Genomic DNA, 13,716 nt, shown 5'->3' on the forward strand with positions numbered 1-13,716 from the left:
TGTATTTCGCAGCGGCGCGCGTCGCACAAGCTCTTCTGGGACCCCTGCACTCAACGGTGAGGCAGGAGGTACATCCCGCGCGCGCCCACAATCCTGAAGGACGCGCAATGAGCACTCCTGCCAGCCGGCACCACAAGCGCCCGCGCGGAGAAGGCCAATGGGCCCTCGGTTACCGCGAACCGCTCAACAAGAACGAAGAGAACAAGAAGAACGACGACGGTCTCAACGTTCGGCAGCGGATCATCGACGTCTACTCGAAGCTGGGCTTCGACTCCATCGACCCGGCCGACCTGCGCGGACGCATGCGCTGGTACGGCCTCTACACCCAGCGCAAGCCCGGCATCGACGGCGGCAAGACCGCGATCCTGGAGCCCGAGGAGCTCGACGACCGCTACTTCATGCTCCGCATCCGGATCGACGGCGGGCAGCTCGACCTGCGCCAGCTCCGGGTCATCGCGGACATCTCCAACGACTACGGCAGGGGCACCGCCGACCTGACCGACCGCCAGAACGTGCAGCTGCACTGGGTGGAGATCGAGTCGGTGCCCGACATCTGGCGGCGGCTGGAGGAGGTCGGCCTGTCGACCACCGAGGCCTGCGGCGACACCCCCCGGGTGATCCTCGGTTGTCCGCTGGCCGGGATCGACGCCGAGGAGCTGCTGGACTCGACCGGGGAGATCCACGAGGTCCACGACGAGTACATCGGCGACCCGGCGTACTCCAACCTGCCGCGCAAGTTCAAGTCGGCGATCAGCGGCTGCCCGGCGCACTGCACGGTGCACGAGATCAACGACGTGGCGTTCGTGGCGGTGCAGCTGCCGACCGGCGAGAAGGGCTACGACCTGTGGGCGGGCGGCGGCCTTTCCACGAACCCGATGTTCGGCAAGCGCATCGGCGTCTTCGTCCGGCCCGACCAGGTCGCGGATGTCTACGGCGGCGTTATCGGGATATTTCGTGATTACGGGTACCGCCGCCTCCGGCACCGTGCCCGGATCAAGTTCCTCGTCAACGACTGGGGACCGGAGAAGTTCCGCGAGGTCCTGGAGACCGAGTACCTCAAGGAGCCGCTGCCCGACGGCCCCGCCCCCGAGGCGCCCCGCGGCAACCGCCGCGACCACGTCGGCGTGTACCCGCAGAAGGACGGCAACTTCTACGTCGGCTTCGCGCCCAAGGTCGGCCGCCTCGACGGCGACAAGCTCCACGCCATCGCCGACATCGCCGAGCGCCACGGCTCCGGCCGGGTACGCACCACCGTCGAGCAGAAGATGGTCATCCTCGACATCACGCCCGACCGGGTCGACAGCATCGTGGCCGAGCTGGAGGCCAACGACCTGCAGGTCCGCCCCTCCACCTTCCGCCGCCAGACCATGGCGTGCACCGGCATCGAGTACTGCAAGCTGGCCATCGTCGAGACCAAGGCGGTCGCCTCCAACCTGATCGACGAGCTGGAGCGGCGCCTGCCCGACTTCAGCGAGGCGCTGACGATCAACGTCAACGGCTGCCCCAACTCCTGCGCCCGCATCCAGGTCGCCGACATCGGCCTCAAGGGCCAGCTCGTCGTCGACGACAAGGGCGAGCAGGTCGAGGGCTTCCAGATCCACCTGGGCGGCTCGCTCGGCGTCAACCCGGGCTTCGGCCGTAAGGTGCGCGGGCTCAAGACCACCTCCGACGGCCTGCCCGACTACGTCGAGCGGGTGGTCACCCACTTCGAGGACCAGAAGAAGGAAGGCGAGAGCTTCGCCGACTGGGTGCAGCGCGCCGACGAGGCGGACCTCAAATGAGCGGCGCCCGCGCGGTTCCTTTCCACTGCCCGTACTGCGGCGATGAGGATCTGGAGCCCTACGAGGGCGACGGCGGCTGGTACTGCCGCGCCTGCGCTCGCGCCTTCAAGCTGAAATTCCTGGGAATCGGGGTAAAGATATGACGCTGGTCGAGATCGAGACCGGTTTAAGAGCACAACGCGGCACGCTCGACCTGCAGAACATCGTCGAGTCCGCCGCCATCTTCCTGGAGGGCGCGCCCGCCCGCGAGATCATCCGCTGGGCCGCGGCCACCTTCGGCGACCGTCTCACGCTGACCTCCTCGATGAGCGACGCGCTGCTGATCGATCTGGTCAGCCGGGTCAAGCCGGGCATCGACGTGCTGTTCATCGACACCGGCTACCACTTCGCCGAGACGATCGGGACCCGCGACGCCGTCCAGCAGGTCTACGACGTCAACGTGATCAACGTGCAGCCGTCGCGGACCGTGAAGGAGCAGGAGCGCGACCTCGGGCCCCGGCTGTTCGGCCGCAACCCGGACCTGTGCTGCTACCTGCGCAAGGTCGAGCCGCTGAACCGGGCGCTCGAGCCGTACCTGGCGTGGATCTCCGGCATCCGCCGCGACGAGGCCTCCACCCGCGCCGGCACCAGGGTCGTGGAGTGGGACGCCAGGCGGCAGATGGTCAAGGTCAACCCCATCGCCGCCTGGACCCAGGAGGACGTGGACAACTACATGGCCGACAACGGCGTGCTGGTCAACCCGCTGCACTACGACAACTACCCGTCCATCGGCTGCGCGCCGTGCACGCGCCAGGTGGCCGATGGCGAGGATCCGCGCAGCGGCCGGTGGTCGGGCCTGGGGAAGACCGAATGCGGCATTCACCTCTGACAACCGAAATTTCGCCCGACGGGCGGCATCCGTCGGGCGAGGGACCCCGTTCTGGCAGGGGCGAGGTCCCGGTGACGAGGGTGGGCGGGCTCGCAGGGACCCGCCCACCACTCGCCACGCCGTCCTCTCCGGGGTCCCCGCTCGGCCGCGTGCCGCTGGTCGCGGTGGCGCACGGCTCGCGCGACCCGCGCGCGGCCGCGACCGTGGAAGCCCTCCTCGACCAGGTACGGCTGGCCGACCCCGGCCTCCCGGTACGCACCGCCTACCTGGACCACGCCGCCCCCACGCTCGGCCAGGCGCTGCACGGCCTGCGCGAGGCCGCGGTGCTCCCGCTGCTGCTGACCGAGGCCTACCACAGCCGTGTCGACCTGCCCGCGGCGCTCAACGAGGCGCGCGCCCGCGACCCCCGGCTGCGCGTCCACTACGGATCGACGCTCGGCCCCCACCCGCTCCTGCTCACGGCGCTGGAGCGCCGCCTGTCGGAGTCGGGGGTGGGGCCCGGCGACCCGGACACCGCCGTCGTCCTGGTCTCGGCGGGCTCCAGCGACGCCAGGGCCAACGCGGTCATCGCCGACCTGGCGCGGCTGTGGTCCGACGGCGGCCAGGGCCGGCGGGCCGGCTGGTGGCGGGTCGTGCCCGCCTACGCCTCGGCCGCCGGTCCCACGCCCGCCGAGGCGGTGGCCGCGCTGCGCAGGGCCGGGGCGCCGCGGGTGGCGGTGGCTCCGTACCTGCTGGCGCCGGGGTTCTTCGCCGACAAGGTGCGGCGGGAGTCGGGGGCCGACGTGGTCGCCGACGTCCTGGGCCCGGCCCCCGAGCTGGTCGACGTCGTCCTGGAGCGCTACGCCCAGGCGTTCGCCGCGGTGGCCGCCGCGCCGGTCGCCTGACGCCTCACGAACCCGTCCGATCCGGTCGCAGGACGGGCGGGTCGCACCTCCAGGAGAGCACCTCGCGCCCGCTGTGGGGGTCGACGATGACCCGCTTCTCGCGGCAGGCGTCCTCGCGCCCCTGCTCCATGACCTGAAGGGTTCCAGGTCACCGCGAACGGCCCGGCCCAGGCGGCCATCTCGTCGGCCTCGGCGGCGCCGAGCGTGTCCCCCGGCACCGCCGAGCGCGGCACCAGGATGGCGGTGACCGTGTTCCTGCCCGGCTGCGCCTGGAGGCCGGTCCGCAGCCACCTGGGCACGTTCGTCCGGCCGCCGCACGGCTCGTTCGCCACGCGCATGTCGTTCAGCCACACCAGCAGGTAGGTGTCGAGCCGGCATTCCACCGCGATGGCGACCTTCGCCGGCGCGCAGCACGATCACCGCGCGCTGGCGGGCGGGCAGGGCCCTCAGGGCGGTTCTGAGCGCGTCCCGGGTGCCGAGCTGGGCCTCGGGGTCGGCCGGTCGCGGCACAGCAGGTAGGCGGTCCTCAGCAGGCGGGGGGCGCGTTCGCCGACATAGCGCTCGAAGTCTGCGCGATCCGCATTCCGATGGTCCTCACCGCGCGGTGGATGTCACCGATCAGTACGCGCGAGCCACCGCCGGGCGTTGCACGCGCCCGGGGAATCGTCTCCGGGAGGGGTCAGTCGCCGAGGCGGCGGGGGTCTCCGGAGAACTGGCCGGGGGTCAGGCCGAGGTGTTCGCGCCAGGCGGACCATCCGCGCTTGATCGGCTTGGCGCGGGCGTCGCCGTACACCTTGATGTCGCCCATCACCGCGTAGCCGTGCACGCGCACGACGGGCACGTTCATGCCGGGGGCGGCCTCCAGCACGTCGACCTTCTTGTCGCCCATGAAGGCGAAGCCGTCGAGGTCCACGTCCACGCCGTCGGGCACGATGATCTTGACGTCGCCCATGACGGCGACGGCGGTGATGTCGATGACGTCCGTGCGGACCTCGGCCTCGCGCAGGTCCATCACGACGTCGCCCATGACCGCCACCGCGCCGAGCTCCTGGTCGACCCGCCACTTGCCGCGCCGCTTGGTGTCGCCCATGAACGCCAGGAACCAGCGCTTCTTGCGCTCGGGCGTGGGCGGCGCCAGGGGCGCGACACCGGCCGCGGGCAGGTCCTGGGTGAGAAGCGCCAGCTCGGCGTGGGTGGTCGCCGTGTAGGCGGCCTCGGTGCGGTCGGTCAGCTCCACGAGGGTGAGCCTGCCGTCGACTGAGGCGACGCGCAGTTGCTCGACGACGGCCTCGCGCTCGGCGTCGGAAGCGCGCAGTTCCCCAGAGTCTGTCATAGTCGCAACATATCGCGTCTTGTGGCTATCGCGGTCCTCCAGAAGGAGGATTCCTCATCCATCGAACCGCTCACCCGCCGGGACGTTCGTCGGGGTTGGGGCAGTGAGGCGTTAGGGTCGCTGTCATGCGTGAGGAAGAGCTGTACCAGGCGGCGTTGAAGGGCGACCTGGAGACGGCGGGCACGTTGCTCGCCGCCGGGGCTGACGCCAACGAGGCCGGCGAGGAAGGGCTGCCGCTCTGCGCGGCCGCGGCCTGGGACCGGGTGCCCGTCATCGGGGCGCTCCTGGCCGCCGGGGCCGATGTCAACGCGAAGGAGAACGGCGGCTGGCACGCCCTGCTGTGGGCCGCCGCCAACGGCAACGCCGACGCCGCCCGCACCCTCATCGAGGCCGGCGCGCAGGTCGACGAGCCGAACGAGGACGGCGACACCCCGCTCAGCCTGGCCTCCAGGCGCGGCGCGCTCGGGGTCGTTCGGGAGCTGCTGACGGCCGGGGCCGACCCGGAGAAGTACGACGGCGACGGCGACAGCCCCCACGACATCGCGATCGACTGGGTCGGCGTCCACCTGGAGACCGCGCTGCTCGACCAGATCGGGCAGGAGGACTGGGAGTACGTCGTGGGCAGGCAGTTCGCCAAGGACGGCACCGAGCTGGTGACGGTGGCCGGCCGTTCCGCCGACGGCGAGGAGAGCGAGCAGGTGCAGGCCCAGCGCGGGCACGCGGCCGTCGCCACCCTCCTGGAGGACGCCACCGGGCTCTACACGCCCATCCCCCAGCTCGTCGCCAGGGCGCTGGCCCACCGTGACGTCGACGAGGACGCGGAGACCTGGTGGGTCGTCGCCGACTCGCTGGGCAAGCGGGCCGACGAGGAGACGTACGAGGCGCTGGCGCGGCTGTGCGTGAGCGAGGACGCGCGCGAGCGGGAGTTCGGCGTGGACGCGATCGCGCAGTACGGCGTCACCGAGGACGGCGAGAAGCCCTACCTGGAGCGCACGCTGCCGCTGCTGCAGAAGATGGCCACCACCGAGGGGAACCCGCAGGTGCTGCGCTCGGTGCTGGCCGCGCTCGGGCACCAGGGCGACCCCCGGGCGCTGCCGCAGGTGCTCGACGTGCTCGGCCGCCCGGACCACCAGCGCACGATGACCGACGCGATCGCGCTGGCCGACGTGCTGCCGCCCGGCCACGCCGAAGGGCTGGCGCTGCTGGTCTCGATGACGCGTGACGACGACTCCGAGGTACGCGACTGGGCGACCGCCGGGCTGTCCTCGCTCGACGCCGACACCCCGGAGATCAGGGACGTGCTGGCCCAGCGGCTGGACGACACCGACCTGCGCACGGTGGCCGAGGCCACGCGGGGGCTGGCCGAGCGGGGCGACGCGCGGGCCGAGGCCGGGGTCAAGCGGGTGCTGGCGGAGAGCGACGACTCCTACGAACGCGAGATGGTCACCGAGGCGGCCGCCAAGCTCTGACTCCCCGGCCTGTCAGGGGCCGGACAGAGCCGGGGCGGTGCGCAGGATGTCGGCGGCCAGGTCGTGGTCGCCCGTGATCTCGGCGGGGAACGCCCCGGGCTCCCCGCGTCCGCCCAGCAGGAAGCAGAAGCCGATCACGTCGGCGGTGATCGAGACGTCCGGAGTGCCGGGAGCCGCGTCATGGACGCCGAGCGGCATGGTCCACTCCCCGCCGCCGGGCCCGGTCAAGGTCAGGTGGAGGGTACGGCCGGCGCCTTCCACCCCGGACAGCATCATCGTCCACGGCAGCAGGCGGGCGCACAGGTCGGCCGTCGGCCGGATGTGGTCGGGGACGGGGTGCGGCAGGCGTAGCCCGGCGACCGAGGCGGCGTCGTCGGTGTGGATCCACGTCTCCAGGCCGCGCGCCAGGACGTGGTCGCCGAGCGCGCCGGCCACGCCGTCGAGCGTGGCGGGGGTGTCGGGGGTCAGGCCGCCCAGGTGACGGCAGAGCGCGTCCGCCTGTGCCCGCCAGTCGCGCCGGGTCTGCTCGGGGCTGCGCGCCCGCTCGTACTCCTGAACCTGGAGGGTGCGTCCCATCGCGTCGAGCGCGTCGAGGGCGGGGCCGAGCACGGGGGCGCCGACCGAGGCGGCCAGCAGCCCGTCCTTGGCGGCGAGGTGGGCGACGAGTTCCTGCAGCGTCCAGCCTTCGACGATCTCGCGGGCCCAGTCGTCGTCCATCGCCGCGGCCAGCAGCGCGTCCATGGCGGCCACCCGTCCGGCGTACGGCTCCGCCCACGCGGCCGTGGGCGCGGCGGGCCGGCGGCGGGCCCTCGCCCCGGCCAGCAGCTGCGGCCGGAGCGACCGCTCGGGCACGGCCGCTTCTTCCATGAGGGCGTCCAGGTACAGACGCTCGACGGGCTCCATCACACCTCTTCCTCTGCCAGCGCGTCGGCCAGGCGCCGCAGCGCCAGCCTGATGCGTGACTTGGCCGTGCCCTCGGGCACGCCCAGTTCCTCACCCACTTGCCGATACGTACGGCCACCGAAGTACGCCAGTTCAATCGCCTCGCGTAAACCTTCGGGCAGCCGGGTGACCGCTTGGCGTACCCGCTTGGCCTCGTCGGCGGCGAGCACGGTCTCCTCCAGTCTCTCAGGCGGGGGCTCGAACAGCCTCGGCCCCAGGACGGAGACCCGGCGCCGCTCCTCGGCGCGTACATGGTCGACGGCGCGCCGGTGCGCGATCGTGGCCAGCCAGGCGCGCAGGGTGCCGCGGTCGGGGTCGTAGGCCAGGGGTCGTTCCCAGAAGATCAGGAACACCTCCTGGGTGATGTCCTCGGCGATCACACGGTCTCTGGTGACGCGGAGCGAGAGACCGAAGATCAGCGAGGAGAGGTGGTCATACACCTCGCCGAGCGCGGACTCATCGCCGCCGACCACCCGTTGGTGCAACAGGCGGTCGTCGAACGGTGCCTCCACTGGCACCACACTCCCGTGATCCGGACCTAGGCGGCGGGTGCGCCGCGACCCGAGCATGTCACTATTCGCCGGAAATGTTGAGCCGGATGACGAACGAGCTCCCCGATTTCCCACCCCCTCCTGGGCTTGGCCCAGGTGCCTGGTTTCCCTGTGCTGGACGCGGTTTCCTGAGTCCCGCACCTCACCCGGTCCGACCGGCCCGCGTTCGCGGCCGCCCAGGAACCCGGCCCTGGGCCAGACCACGGTGCCGGGACGAGACCGCCCATCCTCAGGGCGGCACGTGGCGTCCCGCCCCGGGACCCCCGGGTCGTGGGCAGGCGGCGTGCGGCGCTCCGTCCAGGGACACGGGGCACGACCGGAAGCGTGCGTGTGCGGTGCCGGAGGGTGTCCCGGGCAGGAGGTGGGGGTCCTGCCCGGGACCCGCGCGGGGAGGGGCGCCGCGCGGAGTTTCGGGAGAAACGCGGTGGGGTGGGGCGACGGATACGGGTGATACGAGGGATACCGGTGGGGACGCGGTTGGGGTGCCGAGGCCCGCTGGGATGTTGGAGATTCCGTGATGGTGCCGGGCCCCAGAGGTGGTGGGGCACGGTGGGTGTGGCTGCGGGGGGTGAGAGGTGGCGGAGCCGTGGGGTGGAGAGGGCTGTGGAGTGGGTCAGGAGGAGGGGTAGGGCGGGGTGGGGTAGGAGGTGGTGATGCGGTGGTGGTAGGCGCCCACGGTTTCGGCTGCTGCCTGGTCGCCGTCCAGGACGGCGGCGATGCGGGCCTGGGACCTCAGGGCGAAGGACTCGGCCCACCAGTCGCGGGGTCCCGGGGCGGGGCGGTCGCGGAAGAGAGGAAGGCAGCGGCGGGTCAGGGCGCGCCACTCCAGAGTCGCCGACAGTCCGTCGAGGTCGCACAGGGCGTGGGCGGCGAGCATGCGTGCCGGGGAAGGGGGCGGCAGGTCGCGCCACAGGGCCGGGCGGGCGAAGGGGAGGCTGCGGCCGGTGATGCCGTCCGGGTCCTTGACGACGTAGCCGATGCCGGTGCCGCCTATCCACAGCATGGCCAGTCCGGTGGCCAGGCGGTGGGCGGGGCCGTACTCAAGAGTGGCCAGGTCGTCGACGGCGGTGACGAAGTCGGGGCGTGGCGGGCCGTCCTTGGGGGACCACAAGCGGCGCAGCACGCCTTCGAGCGGGCCGCACCAGCGGCGGCCGTCGCGCGGGGTGGGGCGGAGGTCCTCCGGATGGGGCGGGCACCAAGCGGGCGTCATCATCATGCCCGGTAATAGTCCGGCCGCCCGGCATTTCTTACGGCCCCGCGCAGCCGCGTCTCTCACCGCCCGAACGAAGCCGCCTTACGAAGCCGCCTTACGAAGCCGCCCCACCGAACCACCTCATCAAGCCACCTCGCCGAACCGCCCCACTGAGCCGCCTTCCGCCGAATCGCCTCCCGCCGCCTTGCGGGACCGCCGAGCCGTCTGGCCAAGGCGCCGCGCCTCTCGCCGCTTGCGGGGCCGCCGTGCCGAGCTGTCGGGCTGAGGTGGCTTGCCGAGCTGGGCCTTGCCGGACAAACCAACGGGGCGAGGGTCAGTCGCCCACGGTGGCCGCGTCGGCGCGGTCGAGGAAGGTCCAGAAGTCGCGGACGCAGGGCGGCGTGACCTCCAGGCCGGCCGCGGGCCGCAGCATCACGCGCTCCACCCCCAGCAGGTCGCCGCTCCCCCGGTCGGCCACCAGCACCCACCGGTCGGCGGTGCCCACGTCGAAGGCGACCCCCTGCCCCGTGCGTTCGCGCCGGTCGGTGATCTGGCCCAGCGTGCGCAGGCCCGGCCGGTCGGCCAGGACCCGCCACAGCGCGGCCGTGCGCGGGGCGTCGAGGATCTCGCTCTCGTTGAGGGAGATGATGGCGGTGACGAGCCCGTGCGTCTCGGGTTCCGCCGACAGACGGGCGCGCAGGTCGCCGGGGAGCGAGGGTCCCGGCCGGTACGCCCCCTCCCGCCCCTCCTGCCCTTGGACGAGGCGTTCACCGTCGACGGCCAGCGTGTACTCCACCCGGCGGCCGGAACCCCGCACCGGCGTCCACTGCCTGGACAGCACGCTGGCCCGCCCGCCCGGCCTCAGCAGCGACGACGCCACCGTGATCCGGCCGTGGCCGCGCGCCGCCACCCGTCCGGCCCGTGCGGCCGCCTCGGCCAGGCCGAGTACGACGCGCCGGGCCCCGCCCCCGGTCCCGGGCAGTTTGCGCGGCCGGGGCCCCGGTTCCCCGCACAGCGCCAGGGGCGCGCCGGGGTAGCGGAAGTAGGCGGTGACGGTCAGCTGGCCGGGCGTCCTCGCGGTGGGGATGGCGCCGGCGGCGAGGATGACGAGCCCGGTGGCCAGCGCGGCGCCGAACGTCAGCCGCCACGACAGGGTGGAGCAGCGGCGCGGCCTGGCCGTGCCGAGGATCTCGGCGAGCAGCAGTTCGTCGGGCGGCACCTCGTGCGGGGCCGGGTCGTGGCGTGCCATCAGCCGTGCGAGCTCGTCCATCAGCTCCCCTCCTGGAACCCGAGCGTGCGCAGGTGTTCGCGCAGGCGTGCCCTGGCCCGGCTGAGCCGGGTGGCCATGGTGCCGGCGCGGCAGCCGGCGACCGTGGCGGCCTCCTCCACGCTGAGCCCCTCCCAGTAGAAGAGGCGCAGGGCCTCCCTGTCCTTGCCGGCCAGCCTGGCCAGCGCCTCGTGGAAGGCGAGCCTGGTGACGATCTCTCCGTCGAGGCCCTGATCGGCCGGCGCGCGCCAGACGGCCAGCCGGTCGGCCAGGGCCTGCCTTCTGCGCAGGCCGCGCCACTCGTTGCTGACCTGGCCGCGGGCGATGCCGAGCAGCCAGACCCGCTCGGCGCGGCGCTCGCCGGGCACCTGCCCGAGACGGCGGAAGGCGTCGGTGAAGGTGCGCGCGGCGACGTCGGGCGCCGCGTCCCGCCCTACTCTGCGCGCGGCGTAGCGCAGCACCGTGGAGTAATGGCGGTGGTACAACGCGGCATACCGTTCATCGTCCTCCGGCACGGGGCCCTCCGCTGCGGGGATTACGACGCTCCGCTCCGATTACAACCGACCACTCATGGTCACCGCGGCGATACAGGATATGTTCGGACCTGTATCGGCAATCGATGAAGGGACTATCGCCATGGCGACCACGCGTACGGCCACCACGCAGTGGAAGGGCGCGCTGCTCGACGGCTCCGGTACGGTCTCGCTCGACACCTCCGGCGTCGGCACCTTCGAGGTCTCCTGGCCGTCGAGGGCCGAGGCGGCCAACGGCAAGACCTCGCCCGAGGAACTCATCGCCGCCGCCCACTCCTCCTGCTTCTCGATGGCGCTGTCCCACGGCCTGGCCGGGGCCGGTACGCCGCCGGAGTCGCTGGAGACCCGCGCCGAGGTGACCTTCCAGCCGGGCGAGGGCATCACGGGCATCGTGCTCAGCGTGAAGGGCCACGTCCCCGGCCTGACGCCCGGCCAGTTCCAGGAAGCCGCCGAGACGGCCAAGGCGAACTGTCCCGTCAGCAAGGCCCTCACGGGAACCACGATCAGCCTGAAAGCGGAACTGCTCTAGCAACGGGGCGATCGCGTGCGACAATTGGGTCACATGCGTGAGGTCTGGCCGGGCGAGCCCTATCCACTCGGCGGCACCTGGGATGGCGTGGGCACCAGCTTCTCGGTGTTCTCCGAGGTCGCCGAGCGGATTGAGCTGTGCCTTTTTCAGGACGACGGCTCCGAGGAGCGCGTTGATCTGCCCGAGATGGATGGGTTCGTCTGGCATGGCTACCTGCCCGGGATCGCCCCCGGCCAGCGGTACGGCTACCGCGTCCACGGCCCGTTCGCGCCCTCGCAGGGCCACCGCTGCAACCCGGCCAAGCTGCTGCTCGACCCGTACGCCAAGGCGATCGACGGGGAGCTGACCTGGAACGAGGCGCTGTTCGCCTACCGGTTCACCAATCCGGCCGAGTTCAACGACGCCGACAGCGCGCCGTACATGCCGAAGAACGTGGTGATCAATCCGTTCTTCGAGTGGGGCAACGACCGGCCGCCGCGCACGCCGTACCACCAGACGCTGATCTATGAGGCGCACGTGCGGGCGCTCACGATGCGCCACCCGTCGGTGCCGGCGGAGCAGCGGGGCACCTACGCGGGGATCGGGCATCCGGCGGTGATCGACCACCTGGTCTCGCTCGGGGTGACCGCGATCGAGCTGATGCCGGTGCACCACTTCGTGCCGGAGCACTTCCTGGTGGCGCGGGGGCTGACGAACTACTGGGGCTACAACACGATGGCCTTCCTGGCCCCGCACGGCCCCTATTCGAGCGCGGGCTCGCGCGGGGAGCAGGTGCTGGAGTTCAAGGCGATGGTGCGCGCCCTGCACGAGGCGGGCATCGAGGTCATCCTGGACGTGGTCTACAACCACACGGCCGAGGGCGATCACATGGGGCCGACGCTCGGCTTCCGCGGCATCGACAACGCGGCCTACTACCGCCTGCACGACGGCGACCGGCGCTACTACCTCGACTACACCGGCACCGGGAACTCGCTGAACGTCCGCTCGCCGCACGCGCTGCAGCTGATCATGGACTCGCTGCGCTACTGGGTGCTGGACATGCACGTGGACGGCTTCCGCTTCGACCTGGCCTCGGCGCTGGCGCGGGAGCTGCACGACGTGGACCGGCTGAGCGCGTTCTTCGACCTGATCCAGCAGGACCCGGTGATCTCGCAGGTGAAGCTGATCGCCGAGCCGTGGGACGTGGGCCCCGGCGGCTACCAGGTCGGCAACTTCCCGCCCCTGTGGACGGAGTGGAACGGCAAGTACCGCGACACGGTGCGCGACTTCTGGCGCGGGACGGGCTCCGCGCTGCCCGAGTTCGCCTCCCGGCTGACCGGCTCCGCCGACCTCTACGCCACCTCGGGCCGCCGCCCGGTCGCCTCCATCAACTTCGTGACCTGCCACGACGGCTTCACCCTCACCGACCTGGTGTCCTACGACCGCAAGCACAACCTGGCCAACAGCGAGGACAACCGCGACGGCACCGACGACAACCGCTCCTGGAATTGCGGCGCCGAGGGCCCGGTCGAGGACCCGGACATCGTCCGCCTGCGCCACCGCCAGCGCCGTAACTTCCTGGCCACGCTCTTCCTGTCGCAGGGCGTGCCGATGATCTCCCACGGCGACGAGCTGGGCCGCTCGCAGCGCGGCAACAACAACGCCTACTGCCAGGACAACGAGCTGACCTGGATCGACTGGACGGCCGTCCACACCGAGTCGGACCTGCTGGAGTTCACGCGGTCGCTGGCCAGGCTGCGCCGCGAGCACCCGGTCTTCCAGCGCCGCCGCTTCTTCCGCGGCCGCACCGCCGACAACGGCCGCGACCTGGTGTGGCTGACCCCGGCCGGCGCCGAGATGAGCGCCGGCGACTGGCACACCGGCTACGCCAAGTCGCTCATGGTCTATCTCAACGGCGAGGCCATCACCGAGCCCGGCCCGCGCGGCGAGCGCATCCAGGACGACTCGTTCCTGCTGCTCATCAACGCCCACCACGAGGACATGACGTTCACGCTGCCGGGCGAGGAGTTCGGCGCGGCCTGGCAGACCGTCTTCGACACCAGCGACGACACCGCCCGCGACGAGCCTTTCCCCGACGAGCAGTGGCTGCCCGCCGCGCTGGTCGCCGTCGCCTCGCGCAGCCTGCAGCTCCTGCAGCGCAAAACCCCGTAAAAGCCTCTTAGAAGTACGGCAAGCCACCCCCACGCCACCCGCCGCACCGAGCGGGCGCCGATCGTGGGGGTCGCTTCTCACGTCGCACGTGGTCCCCGCCGTAACGGCCCCTTGGTTGGTGTACCGATGCACCACAAGAGACCCAACATCTCGACGCCCTCCCAGTGAACTCGCTGTTGACCACGGAAAGAGGCGTCCCTATGGTTGGTGCATCGA

At 71.8% G+C, this 13,716-nt stretch carries 15 protein-coding genes; 8 read left to right on the plus strand and 7 right to left on the minus strand.

Annotated features, from left to right (window positions below; genetic code table 11):
* Positions 1 to 107 precede the first annotated feature (107 nt).
* From ACIBHY_RS16430 to ACIBHY_RS16445, 4 genes are all read left to right on the plus strand, one after another.
* Positions 108 to 1,781, plus strand: a complete 1,674-nt coding sequence (locus tag ACIBHY_RS16430) for a nitrite/sulfite reductase (RefSeq protein ID WP_397242562.1) — start codon at positions 108 to 110, stop codon at positions 1,779 to 1,781.
* The gene (locus ACIBHY_RS16435) at positions 1,778 to 1,924 is read left to right on the plus strand and encodes an Insertion element protein (RefSeq protein WP_246510212.1); all 147 of its coding nucleotides are present in this window, start codon (positions 1,778 to 1,780) and stop codon (positions 1,922 to 1,924) included. The genes ACIBHY_RS16430 and ACIBHY_RS16435 overlap by 4 nt, the downstream gene beginning before the upstream one ends.
* The gene (locus ACIBHY_RS16440; protein WP_397242560.1) at positions 1,921 to 2,649 is read left to right on the plus strand and encodes a phosphoadenylyl-sulfate reductase; all 729 of its coding nucleotides are present in this window, start codon (positions 1,921 to 1,923) and stop codon (positions 2,647 to 2,649) included. Before ACIBHY_RS16435 ends, ACIBHY_RS16440 begins: the two co-directional genes overlap by 4 nt.
* A 149-nt stretch (positions 2,650 to 2,798) precedes the next feature.
* Positions 2,799 to 3,533: a sirohydrochlorin chelatase gene (locus ACIBHY_RS16445; RefSeq protein ID WP_397307049.1), complete on the plus strand. Its 735-nt coding sequence runs from the start codon at positions 2,799 to 2,801 to the stop codon at positions 3,531 to 3,533.
* 4 nt (positions 3,534 to 3,537) lie between these two features.
* On the opposite strand, the gene ACIBHY_RS16450 is transcribed toward ACIBHY_RS16445, so the two are convergent.
* Entirely contained in the window at positions 3,538 to 3,663 is a 126-nt protein-coding gene (locus tag ACIBHY_RS16450; protein WP_397242556.1) for a hypothetical protein, read from the minus strand.
* 74 nt (positions 3,664 to 3,737) lie between these two features.
* Here ACIBHY_RS16450 and ACIBHY_RS16455 point away from each other — a divergent pair, with 74 nt between their 5' ends.
* Entirely contained in the window at positions 3,738 to 3,896 is a 159-nt protein-coding gene (locus ACIBHY_RS16455) for a hypothetical protein (protein WP_397307050.1), read from the plus strand.
* Between the two features lie 316 nt (positions 3,897 to 4,212).
* On the opposite strand, the gene ACIBHY_RS16460 is transcribed toward ACIBHY_RS16455, so the two are convergent.
* A complete protein-coding gene (locus ACIBHY_RS16460; protein WP_397242552.1) occupies positions 4,213 to 4,866 on the minus strand; it encodes a DUF1707 domain-containing protein in 654 nt (217 codons plus the stop codon).
* Between the two features lie 125 nt (positions 4,867 to 4,991).
* Between ACIBHY_RS16460 and ACIBHY_RS16465 the strand changes: the two genes are divergently transcribed.
* Positions 4,992 to 6,335, plus strand: coding sequence for an ankyrin repeat domain-containing protein (locus ACIBHY_RS16465; protein WP_397242550.1), 1,344 nt, complete (start codon positions 4,992 to 4,994; stop codon positions 6,333 to 6,335).
* Positions 6,336 to 6,347: 12 nt separating this feature from the next.
* Here the strand turns inward: ACIBHY_RS16465 and ACIBHY_RS16470 are convergent, their stop codons facing one another.
* From ACIBHY_RS16470 to ACIBHY_RS16490, 5 genes are all read right to left on the minus strand, one after another.
* Complete coding sequence (locus ACIBHY_RS16470) at positions 6,348 to 7,238, minus strand: maleylpyruvate isomerase family mycothiol-dependent enzyme (protein WP_397307276.1); 891 nt, start codon at positions 7,236 to 7,238, stop codon at positions 6,348 to 6,350.
* Positions 7,238 to 7,789 (minus strand): sigma-70 family RNA polymerase sigma factor, encoded by a 552-nt coding sequence (locus tag ACIBHY_RS16475; protein ID WP_379613764.1) that lies wholly within the window; start codon positions 7,787 to 7,789, stop codon positions 7,238 to 7,240. Before ACIBHY_RS16475 ends, ACIBHY_RS16470 begins: the two co-directional genes overlap by 1 nt.
* Positions 7,790 to 8,441: 652 nt before the next feature.
* Positions 8,442 to 9,044: a hypothetical protein gene (locus tag ACIBHY_RS16480; protein WP_397307051.1), complete on the minus strand. Its 603-nt coding sequence runs from the start codon at positions 9,042 to 9,044 to the stop codon at positions 8,442 to 8,444.
* Between the two features lie 310 nt (positions 9,045 to 9,354).
* On the minus strand, positions 9,355 to 10,290 hold the full coding sequence (locus ACIBHY_RS16485; protein WP_397307052.1) for a hypothetical protein: 936 nt from the start codon (positions 10,288 to 10,290) through the stop codon (positions 9,355 to 9,357).
* Positions 10,290 to 10,802 carry an RNA polymerase sigma factor gene (locus ACIBHY_RS16490; protein ID WP_397242542.1) on the minus strand — a complete coding sequence of 171 codons (513 nt, stop codon included), beginning with the start codon at positions 10,800 to 10,802 and terminating at the stop codon, positions 10,290 to 10,292. The genes ACIBHY_RS16485 and ACIBHY_RS16490 overlap by 1 nt, the downstream gene beginning before the upstream one ends.
* A 121-nt stretch (positions 10,803 to 10,923) precedes the next feature.
* Between ACIBHY_RS16490 and ACIBHY_RS16495 the strand changes: the two genes are divergently transcribed.
* On the plus strand, positions 10,924 to 11,349 hold the full coding sequence (locus ACIBHY_RS16495; RefSeq protein ID WP_397242540.1) for an OsmC family peroxiredoxin: 426 nt from the start codon (positions 10,924 to 10,926) through the stop codon (positions 11,347 to 11,349).
* Between the two features lie 33 nt (positions 11,350 to 11,382).
* Positions 11,383 to 13,500 carry a glycogen debranching protein GlgX gene (glgX, locus tag ACIBHY_RS16500; protein WP_397242538.1) on the plus strand — a complete coding sequence of 706 codons (2,118 nt, stop codon included), beginning with the start codon at positions 11,383 to 11,385 and terminating at the stop codon, positions 13,498 to 13,500.
* Positions 13,501 to 13,716: the final 216 nt, after the last annotated feature.

This window comes from Nonomuraea sp. NPDC050547 (assembly GCF_044457345.1).
GTDB lineage: Bacteria > Actinomycetota > Actinomycetes > Streptosporangiales > Streptosporangiaceae > Nonomuraea.